Origin of the sequence: Halorientalis pallida (assembly GCF_004118325.1) — an archaeon.
In the GTDB taxonomy this organism is placed as follows: Archaea; Halobacteriota; Halobacteria; order Halobacteriales; family Haloarculaceae; genus Halorientalis; species Halorientalis pallida.
Map to the genome: position 1 here is coordinate 684521 of NZ_RDFA01000001.1, position 14221 is coordinate 698741.

Here is a 14221-nt window from a genome sequence, read left to right on the forward strand (position 1 = left end):
CCGGAGCCGGGATAAATGGGATGGCTCACCAGTGTGGTTCGACAGGCGGTCACACGAAACCGGCATGAGGGTCACGCCCCAAGGAGGAAAAGATGGACAGGGACACGACGGTCGTCACCGGCGCGAGCAGGGGTATCGGTGCCGCAGTCGTCCGCGAGTTCGCAGACGCAGGTGCACACGTGGTCGCCTGTGCACGCGACGTCGACGAACTCGACGAGCTCGCGGCGACGGTCGAATCGGCCGACGGGACCGTGACGACACAGCGAGCGGACGTGCGCGACGAGTTCGACGTGGAGCGATTGATGGAGACGGCGGCCCGCGAGGGCGGCGGCATCGATACCGTCGTCGCGAACGCCGGCGTCTACCACGGACAGCCGGGCGAGACGCCGCTCACGTCGGAGTCGTACGCGGCCTTCGACGACCACCTCCGGACGAACGGCCGCGGAACCTTCACTACGGTTCGCGAGTCGCTCCCGCATCTCGCTCCGGACGCGCGCATCCTCGTCACCTCCGGGAGCGTCGCCCGCGAGCCGAAACCGGGGTACGGCTCCTACGCCGTCTCCAAGGCGACCGCCGAAGCCGTCGCCCGCGGGTTCGCGGCCGACCTCGACCACCCCGTCGCCGTCGTCGATCCGGGCGTAGTTTCGACCGAGTTGACCGGTGGCACCGGCCGCGACCCCGCCGACGTGGCAGGGATGTTCCGCTGGGCGGCGACCGCCGCCCCCGCCGAGGACCTCGACGGCGGCGTCCTCGACCTGAAAGCCTGGAAACGCGCGACGCGCTGACGGTCTCGCGTCTCGGACCAGCGTCCGGATCGGAGGTTTTATTCTTATCTTCACTAGTTCTATAACAATATGTCTAATAACACCGACTCCAAGATTATTAACTTCGGGGCGCGGCCGTCGCTGGTAGGGCTGGCCGGCGTGGGGCTCTTGCTGGCGCTCTCGGGGCTCGCAGTGGTCTCGAACCTGTGGAAGGTACTGGTGATCGCGTGGGTCGCGTTCGCGGCGATGGCGGGGTCGATTCCGCTGGGCGTCCGGGCGGCCGAGACCGGCAGTGCACGGCGGTTGGTCTGGGGGTACGGACTGGCCAGCGGCGCGATGATCACGAGCGCGGCCGTCTTCCTGGTGCCACAGGCGATGGGGTTCGATCCGCGAGTCGGCGGATTCGGCATCGCCGCGGGCATTCTCGTCGGCTTCGGCTCGCACGTCCTCGGGCACCGGCTCTCGCACGTGAACGCGGCGTTCGACAACACGGCGGTCCAGCTGTCGGCGCACGCGCTCTCGGCAGGCGTCATCATCGGCCTCGTGTACGCGGCGATGCCAGAGCTCGGACTCCTGCTCGGGCTGGCCATCGTCTCGCACAAGGGCCCGGCTGGTTACGCCGCGGCGCGTCGGCTGGCCGCCGGTAACCGGTCGGCCTCGGTCATCCTGCTGCCAGCGGCCGGCGTCGGCATTACCGCCATCCCGGCCGCACTCCTGGATCTGCCGGCGATCCCGGCCGTCAACGCAGCCGTCTTCGGCTTCGCGGCCGGTGTGTTCCTCCACGTCGCCATGGACTTTCTCCCCCGCTGTGAGGTCGGCGGCGAGGTCGGCGAAGTCGCACAGGTCTCCGACCACGCCCACGAACTGCTCGACCGCCTCCGAATACACGCCGTTGTGAGCACCCTGCTTGGCGGTCTCGCTGTCTTTCTCGGCTGGCTCGCCGTCGGCCCCTGACCCGACTCCCGCCGCGTCGACGCCGACCGATCTTCGAATCTTCGAATTGTCCACGTCAAAATAACACGTCCGTAGCCGTGGCTCGGAGAATATAAGGACAATATATCTATTCTGAGGACTATTGCTGTACATTCAGGGTAAGATTTTTACTATACCAGGACACTCGTTGTAGTAAGCATGGTAGAATGCGACGCCTGTGAAGACGAGGTTCTTCACGTATGGAGACACCGCGCGATCACCGAGACCGTCACGCACCGGGAGCAGCGCTGGGTCTGTGCGGACTGCCACCCGAAGCTTGCGAGTACGCTCCGGACGGATACCGATACCGAAACCGAGGCTCCGACGGACGCGACCACGGAGGACAAAGTGGTCGTCACGGACGGCGGACAGTTCGCCTGCCCGACCTGCGGCGGCGAGACAGTCAACGGGCAGGGTGTGTTCGGGTGCCTGTCCTGTAGCTGGACGGGCGTCAACTGAGCGAGCCGGAGACGGTCGACGACGGCGTGTGTCGGGACCGAAACGCACGCTGTGGGGTGTACTTACAAGGCCGTGCCGTGCCAAGGTTCGGGTATGACCATAGACACGACCGGTCAGTGGATGGGCACGCCGATGGACCAGCGCGACATCGACGACCTGCTCACGGCGAAAGGGTACGGCATCCTCTCGCTGGCCAGTGACGACGAGCCGTACAGCGTGCCGATCTCGTTCGGCTACGACGGATCGGACGTGTACTTCGTGTTTCTCGAGGACAGTCCGAACGGACGGAAGTTCGACTTCGTGGAGGAAGGCGGGACGGCGCGCTTGCTCGTGACCGACATCGGCGGCCGGTTCGACTGGGAGAGCATCGCTGTAACGGGCCCCATCCGTCGGATCCCGACCGACAGCAAGGACTGGGACCGCCTGATGGAGACGATGGACGACAACGCCTGGTTCTCCAGTGACTTCCAGCGCGCGGGCGATATCGAGGACATGCACGGCTTCCGGCTCGAACCGGACGAAGTGCGGGGTCTGCAGGTCAAAGAAGACTAGTTGTACTCGCGCCAGCGATTCCCGCAATCCTGGCACTTGAAAAATCGCGTCGGCGGTTCGTCGGCCGAACCGGTCTGTTTGATCGTGTACCAGGCCTTGCCGTGGCCGCAGTCGTCACAGGTCACGTCGTCGGCGGTCGGTTTCCCCTCGAAGTCGGCCCCCTCCTCGGTCTCGATCAGTTCGTCGCCGCTCTGTTCCTCCGTGGAGACGAACTTCTCGGCGGCCGCTTCGTCTTTCGCCTGTTCGGCACCACACGAGGAACAGACCATCACGTCCCCGTCCGCGTGCATCATCGACCCGCAGTCGTCACAGAATTGCATGATCGGCGTTGCAGAAACTACGGCCCCGAACCACACTTGGCTCTTTCGACTGGTTCAGAGCGGCTGGAGCGACTCGACGCCACGGATCTCGAAGCGGGCACCGCCCGTGTCGCTCTCGGTCACCGCGATCGTCCAGCCGTGGGCGTCGACGACCCGCTCGACGATGGCGAGTCCGAGGCCGGTCCCGTCCTGATCGGTCGTGACGCCGGGCTCGAACACGTCCTCGCGTTCGTCCTCGGGGATGCCCGAGCCGTCGTCTTCGACGAAGAAGCCGGTGCCGTCGGCGTTGCCGAGGGCACCGACCCGGATCGCTACGTCGGTCCCTCCGTGTTCGAGCGAGTTTCTGAAGAGGTTCGCCAGCGCCTGCTGGAGGCGGTCGGGGTCGGTTCGGAGTGTCGCCGCGCCGTTCTCGACGGTCAGGGTGGCCGCGCCGCCGTCGACGGTCTCCCAGGCGGCGGTGGCGACCGGTTCGAGCGTGCTCCGCTCGCGTTCGTCGATGGCCCGGCCCTCGCGGGCGAGTTCGAGGACGTCCTCGATGAGGGTGCGCATCCGGTCGAGCGCCTGGCCGACGCGGTCGAACTGTTCGTCCTCGCCAGTTTCGCGGGCCGATTCGAGGTAGGTCTCGGCGACCTCTAGCGGGTTCCGGAGGTCGTGGGAGACGACGCTCGCGAACGTCTCCAGGCGTTCGTTCCGGTCCTCGAGCCGGTCGACTTCGGCCTGGAGTTTCGCCTGACGTTCGTGGCCGTCGCCGAGTGCGGTGTAGAGCAGGTAGCCGCCGTCGTCGGTCGGGACGTTGCGCAGCCGGAAGCGACGGTCGCCGTCGGTGGTGTCACAGACGGTCTCGCGGTCGAGGGCGTCGCCGGACTGGATGGCGCCGGCGACGGCCGACAGGGCATCCTCGGCGGAAAGCGTCGCCTGGAGGGACACCTCGGCACCGTCGACGGCGAAGGTCTCCCGGAACGCGGAGTTGATAGCCTCGACGACGATGCCCTCGGCCCCTTTGCCGTACTGGACCACGGGGTCGGGGTGGGCGCTGAGCAGGTCGTCGGCTCCGTCCCCCTCGGCCATGTGTGTCGCTCCGGACTTCGGACAGCCACTTAGAGTAGCTGTCGGCCGTTACGAGCGGTGAGCCGACGGCTCGGGTGCCGAAACCGCGCAAAGGTATTTCAGCGCGCCTCCGATACGACTCACTGCGACTGTGCCCCACGAGTCCAGTACCGCGCCGAACGTTCTCGTCGTCGACGACGAGGAGGACGTCGCGGAGGCGTACGCCCTGAAACTCCGCGGCGACTACGACACCGAACTGGCGTTCGGCGGCGAGGCGGCCCTCGAGAAAGCCGACGCGACCACCGACGCCATGCTGTTGGACCGGCGGATGCCGGACATCCACGGCGACGAGGTCCTCGAGGAGCTACGGGACCAGGGCTACGACTTCCCGATCATCATGGTGACTGCGGTCGACCCCGATCTCAACATTCTGGAGATGGACTTCGACGACTACCTCTGTAAGCCGGTCGACAAGGAGACGCTCCAGAAGACGCTCGACCAGCACGTCGACCGGAACGGGACCGACCCGAAGCTAGACGAGTTTTTCAGCCTGCTGTCGAAACTCTCCGTGCTGGAGTCGGAACTCCAGCCGAGCGAACTCGAGAACGACGAGGAGTTCCAGCAGCTCAAACGCCGTGCGGTGAAACTCAGTGACGACCTCCGGGGGTCGATGGACGACTTCGAGGAGATCGTCGAGACCCACCGGTCGGTCGACCGCGGGTCCCGCTCGTCACTCTGAGTCGTCACCGAGGTCGACGCCGCTCCCTTCGAGGGCGCGCTGTTCCGCGACGACCGGACAGTTCAACAACCGGACCGTCTCCGTGTCCAGAAACTCCACGATTGCTGCGCTCTCGTGAGTACACTCGATCTCGGGCGGCGGACTGAAGTGTTCACACCCCTCACAGAAACGGTGTTTCGACACCTCGGAGTAGGTCCGTTCCTCGGCCTCGGCGCCCCCGCTCTCCAGGTCCTCCCAGACGGCGTCGGGGTCGATCTCGTCGACGCCGGCCGACTCGAAGGCGTCGAAGGGGTCGTCTCCCTCGTCTCGGCGGGTCGTCGAGAACGACGCGAAGGGGTCGTCCGTGGGTTCCTGTACGGTGTCGCCGTCCGCCTCGTCGGGCGTCGGCGACCCGACCTCGCCACCAGCGTGGGCATCGGCGTCGGCCGAGTCCGCGGTATCGAAGGGATCGTCGCGAAGTCGGCCCGGTGGCGTCGGGTCGTCGTCGAGGGTCTCGTCGGGAGCGTGGTCCCCGGCAGTGTCGGCAGCGTCGTCGGCGTCGGGTGGCGCCAGCTCCTCGAAGGGGTCGTCCTCGTCGTCCGGGGCCTCGAAGGCGTCGAAGGGGTCGTCTTCGTCCTCAGTCATCGTCGTCCTCCGGGGCCTCGATGCTCTGGGCCTTGACGAGTTTCGGACTGCCGAAGAAGCCGTCCTTGGGTTCGACGTCGGTGACGACGGCCTCACAGTGTGGGCACTCGGGGTCGGTCATGAGCCCGATCTGGACGCCCTCGCCACAGACGCCACACTTCGCGCGGTCCACGTCCAGTTCGGCGGCGGCGCGTTTGATCCCCTCGACGGAGGTGGCGCGTTTCGAGTCCGTCCGGGTGTCGTCCCGCAGGTCGCGGACGACGTGAGCCACCGTCCGGACCTTCTCCTCGAGGTCCTCGACGGTCTCGGTCAGGCCGTCGAGTCGATCGGCATTGTCGTCGGTCCGCTCGTCGAGTTGGGCCCGGAGTGTCTCGACGTCTCCCGCGACCGTCTCGAGGTCTCCGGCGAGTCCGTCGATGCGGTCGGCCAGGTCGGGGTGGCCGTGGTCGGCCGGTGCCTTGCCGTCGGCCTCCTGTTTGACCTGGATGACGCGCTGGCGAACGTCCTGGATCTTCTCCATGTAGTCGTCTTCGACCGCGCCGAGGCGATCGTCGAGCCGGTCACCGACCTGCTCGGTGGCTCTGTCGGCCGCCGACTTCGAGACGTCCGCCAGCTGGTCTTCGAGGGCGTCTTGGAGGTGCCGCTCGACGGCATCTTGCACCTGGGCCTCGACCTCCAGCTGGTCCGTGACGGCGTCGACGATACCGGAGAGTCTGTCGGCGAGGACGTCGTCGACGGCGGTTTCTACGTCGACGACCTCGGCCAGCGCCTCGGGGTCGTCGTCGATGCCCTCGGTGGCGCGGTGGGCGGCGAGCAACTGGGCGAGGACGGTCTCGCGGTCGGTACCGCGGTCGGTGGCCTGTTCGTCGATCCAGGCCGCCAACTCCGGCGGCAGCGACACCGTCACCGGCTCGTCCGTCGGCTCACTGGCCATCTAACCGACGTTGGCCCCTTCGCCAGTTAAGGGTTTGCCACAGTTTATCAGTTCGTAAAACAACGGACGGGCGCGAGAGCGGCGCGCTCGCGCCGGAAATGGCGTTCGAGCGGACGGGCGGTCCTGAAGGTGTCAGCGAATCTTCCGAACGTCGCTGATGTCGAAGCCGGCGTCGCCGATCTCGGTCTCGAAGCGGATGATGTTCTCGTCCTCGATCCGCGAGAGGACGCCGCGGAACTTCTTGAACACCAGGGTCCGGGCGCGTTCGGAGCCGCCCTGCTCCCACTCGAAAGTCATGGTCCCGTTGGCGGCGTCGACCAGCTGGCCGTGCTGTTCGGGCGTGACGGTCTCGTGGTTGACGTGGACGAGGATCAGCCCGTTCCAGGAGTGGGCGGCCTTCTGGAGGCCCTTGACCAGGTAGACCACGTCCGACCAGTCGCGGTCGTCGCCGAGGGCGTTGATGAGGTCCGACAGCGAGTCGAGTACGATCAAGTTCCCCTCCGCGTGTTCGTTGAGGTAGTGTCCGAGCGCGGCGAAGAGGTCCTCGCGGTCGTGCCGGCCGGCCATGTCCCGGATGTGGCCGGTCTCCTCGGCGTACCAGTCCCGCGGGACGCTGCTGGTGTGGAAGTACGACTCGGCCATGTCGACGAACTCGACGGCCTCGAAGCCCGACTCGACGACTTCGGTGTCCATGGTCCGGTTCATCTCGCGGTAGAGCTGGTCGCTGTCGGCCGTGAAGGAGACGTAGTGGATCTCGTCGGTGACGCTCGCGCCGGCCGCGACGTCACCGTAGTAGAGGTCGTGGAGTTCCCGATCGGCGTTGGCGAGCCCGTTGAGAATCGCGCTCGTGTACATGAACTCCCGCGACCCGGCCCCCGCCTGGCCCGACAGCAGGACGACGCTGCCCGGCGGTGCCCCCCCGTCGATGATCGTATCCAACTGCCGGATACCGAAGGGGATGCGGTCCATGCCCCCACCAAACGGACGGGACGATTTACTACTTGCGACGGGTTCGGCCGTCGAAACGCGGCGTCAGTCGATCCGGAGCCCGCGGTTCGCGGGCGCGCTCACGACGACCTGGCCGTCGACGCCCACCGCGTCGAGCGCGTCCCGTGCGGCGGTCCGGGCGTCCGCGGCCATCGTGGCATCGGTCAGCGCGTAGACGGCGGGCCCCCACGAGGACTGGCCGGTGCCGGTGACGACGGGGTGGCCCGAGAGTTCGTCGACGATCCGACCCGCCGGCGGGCGGTAGACGCCGCCCTGTTCGTCGGCGTACCAGGCGCCGTTGAGCCGGCCGAGTTTCGCCACGCCGGCCCCGAAGGTGGCCCGGTCGCCCTCGGCGACCGCCGGGAGGACCCGCCGGAGCAGGACGCCGCCGATCTCGTCGGCGATGCCCGGATCGGCACGTTCGACCACCGTGCGCATACTCTCGTCTTCGGCCTCGCCGCTCCGGCCCGGGTCGGCGTCGGGGACGACGACGACGAACCGCCAGTCGGCCGGGAGTTCGTGGCGGGCGGTCACCGGCGGGACCGTCCACGCACCGTCGGCTGGCGGCGCGGCCGTGAACAGTTCGGTGGGGTGGCCACCGTCGACGACGAACCCTCCGCCTTCGGCGGCCGCGACGCCGACACCGCTCCGTCCGCCACGGCCGAGCGCCGGCGCGCGTTCGCGGAGGCACGGGTCGCGGTCGTGAGCCGTCGCGACCGCCGCGAGCGTCGCCATCGCGAGTTGCGTCCCGCTCCCGAGGCCGACGTGACGCGGAAGGCGTTCGACGACGGTCAGGTCGACACCGGACACCTCGAGCAGGTCGACCGCGGTCCGCGCGTGGTCGGCCACAGCCGCGTCGCCGCAGTGGACGCCCTCGGCGGGGTCGGCCTCGATCACGACTCGTGGCTCGTCGAGGGCGACGCCGACGCCGCCGTAGAGGCGGTTTCGGGCCAGCGAGAGGTTCTGGAAGCCGAAGTGCAGGCGCGCACCGGCGGCGACGCGAGTCATGGGACAGGCTAGTCACTCGCCCGGCATGGCAGTTGCGGGTCAGGCCGGGTCGGAATCGGACTCGGACCGCTGGAGGCCACCGCTGACCGTCACAGCGAGACCCCCGAGAATTCCGAGGAACATCCCCACGAAGAGGCCACCGAGCGCGCCGATCATCGACAGGAGCGAGAACAGCACACCCAGCGGTCCGACGCAGAGCGCGTACCCGGGACGGGCGAGCGCGACCAGCCCACAGGCGCCGACGAGCGCCGCGAACACCAGTCCGAGGATGGTGAAACTCCCGCCGATGACCGCCAGTTCGGCGCGAAACACCACCGGGACCGCTCCGATGATGACACTCGCGATCCACAACACACCTCCGCCGGCCCGCGTCACCCACTCGCTCATATGTCACCAGTGATAATTACGGTCAAAAAGGGTAGTGATTAATTACGCGGCGGCGTGCGTGACCGAGCCGGTTCGGCGACGAGAGCGGGAGACGGTCCCCGAATCCGGGAAGTTAAAGCGCCAGGGTGGCAATCCTACGGTCATGAGCCAGCAACCGCAGGACCCCGAACAGAGGGAGGGGAAACCCGACGACCTCCCGAGCAACGAGGTCACCGAAGGGACCGAGAAGGCGCCTCACCGCGCGATGTTCCGCGCGATGGGCTACGACGACGAGGACCTGTCCTCGCCGATGGTCGGCGTCGCCAACCCGGCCGCCGACATCACGCCCTGTAACGTGCATCTGGACGACGTGGCGGAGTCGGCCTACGACGGCATCGACGAGGGCGAGGGGATGCCCATCGAGTTCGGCACCATCACGATCTCCGACGCCATCTCGATGGGGACCGAGGGGATGAAGGCCTCGCTGATCTCCCGGGAAGTGATCGCCGACTCCGTCGAACTCGTCGCCTTCGGCGAGCGCATGGACGGCCTGGTCACGATCGGCGGCTGTGACAAGAACATGCCCGGGATGATGATGGCCTCGATCCGGACGGACCTGCCCTCCGTGTTCTGCTACGGCGGGTCGATCATGCCCGGCGAACACGACGGGCGCGAGGTCACCATCCAGAACGTCTTCGAGGGTGTCGGCGCGGTCGCGGACGGCGACATGACCGAGGACGAACTCGACGACCTGGAGCGTAACGCCTGCCCCGGCGCTGGCTCCTGTGGCGGGATGTTCACCGCCAACACGATGGCCTCCATCTCCGAGGCGCTTGGCTTCGCACCCCTCGGCTCGGCCTCGCCACCCGCCGAGGACGAGTCACGCTACGAGGTCGCCCGCGAGGCCGGCGAACTCGCCGTCGAAGTCGTCCAGGAGCGGCGCAAGCCCTCCGATTTCCTCACCCGGGAGTCCTTCGAGAACGCCATCGCCCTGCAGGTCGCGGTCGGTGGCTCGACCAACGCCGTCCTCCACCTGCTGGCGATGGCCGCCGAGGCCGGCGTCGAACTCGACATCGAGGACTTCAACCGGATCAGCGCCCGCACGCCGAAGATCGCCGACCTCCAGCCCGGCGGCGAGAAGGTGATGAACGACCTCCACGAAGTCGGCGGCGTGCCGGTCGTCCTCCGGGAACTGCTCGACGCCGACCTGCTCCACGGCGACGCCCTGACCGTCACGGGCGAGACAATGGCCGACGCCATCGAGGCGTACGACCCGCCCGCGATCAGCGACCTGGACGCCGACTTCCTCGAAACCGTCGACGACCCGATCCACGAGCGCGGCGCGATCCGGATCCTGACGGGCAACCTCGCGCCCGGGGGCGCGGTCATCAAGATCACCGGCGAGGACCACCTCCACCACGAGGGCCCCGTCCGGATCTTCGAGGACGAGGAGAACGCCATGGCGTACGTCCAGGAGGGCAACGTCGAGAGCGGCGACGTGATCGGCATCCGCAACGAGGGCCCACAGGGCGGCCCCGGGATGCGGGAGATGCTGGGCGTCACCTCCGCCGTCGCCGGCCAGGGCCACGCCGAGGACGTGGCGCTCTTTACCGACGGCCGGTTCTCCGGCGCGACGCGTGGCTTCTCCATCGGCCACGTCGCCCCCGAAGCCTACGTCGGCGGTCCCATCGCCGCGCTGGAGGACGGCGACACCATCACCATCGACATCGACGATCTCGAACTGTCGGTGGACCTCACGGACGAGGAGATCGAGCGCCGCCTCGACGAGCGGGACCTGCCCGAGCCGAACTACACGAACGGTGTACTGGCGAAATACGGGCAGATGTTCGACTCGGCGGCCAACGGCGCGGTGACCAACCCCGGCGCGAAGCAGGACTGATACAGCTCCGGCATCCGCGCGGGCGGTTCACGTCCGGATCACCAGTCGAAACCGACAGCCAACGATACAGTCCCTCAACCAGATATAAGTGGATAGATAATCCAGGCCCGAGATGCCATGGACGAACTACTCGAAGTAGCGGAAGTGGCAGCCGACTTCGGCTTAGAGGGTGTAATGGCCTGGATCGTCCGACTCATCGGGCTGCTCGCGCTACTGGCGGGGGCGGGCATGTGGCTCGTCGCCGACATGTCGTTGCTCGTCCTGCCGGTGGCCCTGATGGTCGTCGGCCTCGTCTTGCTCGTCGCGCCGAGCATCTTCCTGTTGTTCCTGGAGTAGGTTCCGACCGCGGTATCGGGCCGTCAGACCGACTCGATGGTCACGTTGCCGCTGTCGGTCGCGGTGTAGAACCCGGCAGCGTTCTCGCCGGCCGTCACGTTCACCAGCAGCGCGTCCGCCAGGCCGTCGAAGTCGAGCCCCCACCGTCCGTTCCCGGTGACGGTCAGCGTCGTCGCCCGGAGGTCGCTAGCGTCCCGAACGACGAGGCCGCTCTCGCCGTTGTCGACCGCCGTGGCGTTCCGGAGCGTCACGTTCGACGCGGGGCCGAGTCGCACCCCGGCACCGCCGTTCGCCCGTGCGGTGGTATCGACCATTCGGCTGTCGTCGAACCCGTTGCCGGCCTGCAGGCCGTCGCGCTCGTTGTCACGGACCGTGGTGTTCCGGAGCGTCGTCGCGGTCGTGTCACCGATCACGACGCCCCAGGAGTTGTTCGCCGCGTGGGTGTCCGCGAGCGTGACGTTCCGGAGATCGACCACGACGAGGCCGATCTCGTTGTCCCGGACCCGAGTGCCGACGACTCGGTCGCTGTCCGCACCGGGCCGCAGGGTGACCCCCCACCGCTCGTTGCCGACCGCGGTGTTGTCGATCAGGGAGATCGTTCCGCTGGCGGCCTGGAAGCGAAACCGGGGGTCGATCACGATGCCGTCCCGGTTGTCGGCGGCCGTGACGTTGCGGACGGCTCCGGTCGCCACCCCGCCACGGTAGGCCAACCCGGCCTCCCAGCCCGTCGTCGTGAGGTTCGAGACGGTGACGTTCCGCAGCGTGCCGTCGTTCGTTGGCTCGACCAGCACGCCGGCGGCGTCGGTGTCGCTCCCGACGACTGCGTTTTCCCGACCGTCGAGAGTCACGTCGCTGGTGGTGATCCTGAGACATGGGTCAGAGGCGTTGGCAGAGAGATTCCCCGCGAGCGTGTACCGCCCGGCGTCCTCGATGGTTCGGCAGCTATCGACCGGTGTCGCCTGTGCCGCGGTGCCGGCGGGGAGAAGGGCAAGTGCCACCGCGGCGACCGTAACCGCCGCCAACAGCCGACGTGCGGAGACCCGTCCGAGTCGTCGCGTCATGACCACCGCAACGGTTGCCCGACCGTTAGTTACAGACGGCGTGTTGGCGAGTAAGCTCGGCTTTTTTCGGCGGAGTGTCGGCGCTCCGGCGGTCGAGACGAGTTGCGGGCCGCTCGCTCACAGCCGGATCAGTGTGAGGTCGATCTCGACGTCCCTGTTTGCTTTCGCGATAGCGACGAGGACCATCCCGACCAGGAGGACGACCGTTCCGGCGGCCAGGTAGACGAGGAGCATCATCGCCCTGCTCTCCCACCCGGTCCTGGCCGGACGCGATGGTCTCGCAGTACGGTTCGTGATCGATGAACGTCGTTCCGGTACATGTGTGTCTCCGTTCGCGTACCCGCCGGCGACGGACGTGTACTGCCGGCGATGCCGTCGGAGGGCCCTCCGCACTGAACGAACGAGGGGGAGAGATATGATGCTAGTGGGGTCGATTCCGGAAGTTCCAGAAGCCGTGTCACGTGCCACGGTGTCTGCGGTGGTATCGGTGCAAAAAAGCACGCGCTGGGACGGTCTCGATGAACTCCCGTCCCGGAATCAGGACCACTCCACCGGCTGACGATGTGACGGTGATCGACGGTCACTGCCGTCGATTCGGTGTCCTCGAGTGTCATCCGGTCCGATCGTAGTTCGCTCGCTCACCGAGCGGTACGCCGAAGTCCCGACAGCAAGTGCGGTCCGTGTAGCTCCGCGACAGCCTCGCTGAGACGAACACGGCACAGTCTAAGTTGAGGACGTCTCTCCGGCCCGAGAGTGCCACTGTCTGACCGATTTGGGAAACCGGGGCGGTGATTCACCGATCCATCCGTGACCGAGCGGCGAGCACGGCCACCAGGACGACGAGCAGGAGAGCCACGAGCGCCACGGCCGGGACCCCGCCACCGGTGTCAGTCGGTGGCGTCCCGGCCTCGTCCGGCGTCGCTGTTTCGTTGGCGAGGATCAGGGTCGCTGGTACGACTCTCGTGACACTCGTCGTGGTTCCGTTAGCGCTCTCGATCGAGAGCGTGACGGCCGTTTCTCCACTCGGCTTCGCGGACAGTTCTAGCGCTCGTCCGCGTCGGTCGACGGTGCCGTCACCGTCGACGTCCCAGCCGTGCGCCTCGGCGGACGCCCGTGACACCCCCGACTGTGCGACGAGCCGGACCGAACCGTTCGCACTCGGATCGCTCGGGCTATACCGGAACCACGCCTCACCGTTCGTTCCCGTTCCCGTCGCCGGGGCCGTCGTTGTCGTCGTTGTCGTCGTGGTTGCCGTCGGCAGCGGGGTCTCGGTCGAGGGTGACTGTGTCTCCGGCTCGACTTGGGTGGACGTTGCCGTTTGCGTCGGCGTAGGTGTCGGCGTCGGCGTAGGTGTCGGCGTCGGTTCAGTCACGCCGACGGTGCCACAGGTTTCGAGGTCACTCGTTTCGCCGCCGCTGTACGACCAGACTCTCACCTGCGGTTCGTAGGTTCCTGGTTCGGAGTACGAAACCACTTTCGAGCGGATGGCAGTGAGCTCGCCGAACGAGCCGGTGCCGTACTTGTCGTACTGGAAGTCGTCGGCGTTCTCCGACCCCGATGCGTCGATCGTCACCGACTCGCCGACCCGAACGTTCGTCTCCAATACCCTACAGCTGGCGGCTACAGCCGGTGTCGGAGTGGGAGTGTCCGTTTGTGTCGGCGTGGCAGTGGGATTCGACGTCGATTCGGTCACGCTGACCGAGCCACAACCCGCGGTATCACTCGTTTCGCCACCGCTGTACGACCAGACCTTCACCTGTGGGTCGTAGGTGCCCGGTTCGGAGTACGAAACCGCTCTCGTGCTCTGGGTAGTGTACTCGCCGAACGTGCCGGTACCGTACTTGTCGTACTGGAAGTCGTCGGCGTTCTCCGACCCCGATGCATCGATCGTCACCGATTCGCCAACCCGAACGTTCGTCTCCGAGACCGTACAGCTGGCGTCTGCAGTAGATTTCGGCGTGGGAGTAGGCGTCGACGTCGATTCGGTCACGCTAACCGTGCCACAGGCTGCGGTGTCACTGTTCTCACCGTCGCTGTACGACCAGACTTTCACTTGTGGGTCGTAGGTGCCCGGTTCGGAGTACGAAACCACTCTCGTGCTCTGGGTAGTGTACTCGCCGAACGTGCCGGTACCGTACTTGTCGTACTGGTA

At 67.1% G+C, this 14221-nt stretch carries 15 protein-coding genes and 1 pseudogene; 7 read left to right on the top strand and 9 right to left on the bottom strand.

Features of this window, described 5'->3' with window-relative positions; translation table 11 throughout:
* Positions 1-92: 92 nt before the first annotated feature.
* The 4 genes from EAF64_RS03715 (at position 93) to EAF64_RS03730 (ending at position 2747) form a co-directional block, all read left to right on the top strand.
* Positions 93-785: an SDR family NAD(P)-dependent oxidoreductase gene (locus tag EAF64_RS03715; RefSeq protein ID WP_129067610.1), complete on the top strand. Its 693-nt coding sequence runs from the start codon at positions 93-95 to the stop codon at positions 783-785.
* 69 nt (positions 786-854) lie between these two features.
* The gene (locus EAF64_RS03720) at positions 855-1718 is read left to right on the top strand and encodes a ZIP family metal transporter (protein WP_129067611.1); all 864 of its coding nucleotides are present in this window, start codon (positions 855-857) and stop codon (positions 1716-1718) included.
* Positions 1719-1895: 177 nt separating this feature from the next.
* Positions 1896-2195 (top strand): hypothetical protein, encoded by a 300-nt coding sequence (locus EAF64_RS03725; RefSeq protein ID WP_129067612.1) that lies wholly within the window; start codon positions 1896-1898, stop codon positions 2193-2195.
* A 93-nt stretch (positions 2196-2288) separates the two neighbouring features.
* Entirely contained in the window at positions 2289-2747 is a 459-nt protein-coding gene (locus EAF64_RS03730; protein ID WP_129067613.1) for a pyridoxamine 5'-phosphate oxidase family protein, read from the top strand.
* On the opposite strand, the gene EAF64_RS03735 is transcribed toward EAF64_RS03730, so the two are convergent.
* Positions 2744-3067, bottom strand: coding sequence for a transcription factor S (locus EAF64_RS03735; RefSeq protein WP_129067614.1), 324 nt, complete (start codon positions 3065-3067; stop codon positions 2744-2746). The two genes, EAF64_RS03730 and EAF64_RS03735, sit on opposite strands and share 4 nt — an antisense overlap.
* A 54-nt stretch (positions 3068-3121) precedes the next feature.
* The gene (locus EAF64_RS03740) at positions 3122-4135 is read right to left on the bottom strand and encodes a sensor histidine kinase (RefSeq protein ID WP_129067615.1); all 1014 of its coding nucleotides are present in this window, start codon (positions 4133-4135) and stop codon (positions 3122-3124) included.
* Positions 4136-4265: 130 nt separating this feature from the next.
* Here EAF64_RS03740 and EAF64_RS03745 point away from each other — a divergent pair, with 130 nt between their 5' ends.
* On the top strand, positions 4266-4853 hold the full coding sequence (locus EAF64_RS03745) for a response regulator transcription factor (RefSeq protein ID WP_129067616.1): 588 nt from the start codon (positions 4266-4268) through the stop codon (positions 4851-4853).
* Here EAF64_RS03745 and EAF64_RS03750 read toward each other — a convergent pair.
* The 5 genes from EAF64_RS03750 to EAF64_RS03770 form a co-directional block, all read right to left on the bottom strand.
* The gene (locus EAF64_RS03750; RefSeq protein WP_129067617.1) at positions 4845-5477 is read right to left on the bottom strand and encodes a hypothetical protein; all 633 of its coding nucleotides are present in this window, start codon (positions 5475-5477) and stop codon (positions 4845-4847) included. The genes EAF64_RS03745 and EAF64_RS03750 overlap by 9 nt on opposite strands.
* On the bottom strand, positions 5470-6411 hold the full coding sequence (locus tag EAF64_RS03755) for a CopG family transcriptional regulator (protein ID WP_129067618.1): 942 nt from the start codon (positions 6409-6411) through the stop codon (positions 5470-5472). The genes EAF64_RS03750 and EAF64_RS03755 overlap by 8 nt, the downstream gene beginning before the upstream one ends.
* A gap of 132 nt (positions 6412-6543) precedes the next feature.
* Positions 6544-7380, bottom strand: coding sequence for an RAD55 family ATPase (locus tag EAF64_RS03760; protein ID WP_129067619.1), 837 nt, complete (start codon positions 7378-7380; stop codon positions 6544-6546).
* 63 nt (positions 7381-7443) lie between these two features.
* A complete protein-coding gene (locus EAF64_RS03765) occupies positions 7444-8406 on the bottom strand; it encodes a beta-ribofuranosylaminobenzene 5'-phosphate synthase family protein (RefSeq protein WP_129067620.1) in 963 nt (320 codons plus the stop codon).
* Positions 8407-8445: 39 nt separating this feature from the next.
* Positions 8446-8793 (bottom strand): DUF6114 domain-containing protein, encoded by a 348-nt coding sequence (locus EAF64_RS03770; RefSeq protein ID WP_129067621.1) that lies wholly within the window; start codon positions 8791-8793, stop codon positions 8446-8448.
* A 142-nt stretch (positions 8794-8935) separates the two neighbouring features.
* Here EAF64_RS03770 and ilvD point away from each other — a divergent pair, with 142 nt between their 5' ends.
* Both ilvD and EAF64_RS03780 read left to right on the top strand, forming a co-directional pair.
* Positions 8936-10672, top strand: a complete 1737-nt coding sequence (gene ilvD / locus EAF64_RS03775; protein ID WP_129067622.1) for a dihydroxy-acid dehydratase — start codon at positions 8936-8938, stop codon at positions 10670-10672.
* A 117-nt stretch (positions 10673-10789) separates the two neighbouring features.
* Complete coding sequence (locus EAF64_RS03780) at positions 10790-11008, top strand: hypothetical protein (protein WP_129067623.1); 219 nt, start codon at positions 10790-10792, stop codon at positions 11006-11008.
* A 23-nt stretch (positions 11009-11031) separates the two neighbouring features.
* On the opposite strand, the gene EAF64_RS03785 is transcribed toward EAF64_RS03780, so the two are convergent.
* Together EAF64_RS03785 and EAF64_RS20775 are read right to left on the bottom strand one after the other, a co-directional pair.
* Positions 11032-12069 carry a right-handed parallel beta-helix repeat-containing protein gene (locus EAF64_RS03785; RefSeq protein WP_129067624.1) on the bottom strand — a complete coding sequence of 346 codons (1038 nt, stop codon included), beginning with the start codon at positions 12067-12069 and terminating at the stop codon, positions 11032-11034.
* Between the two features lie 793 nt (positions 12070-12862).
* Positions 12863-14221 (bottom strand): annotated as a pseudogene (locus EAF64_RS20775) (hypothetical protein); the annotation flags it as partial.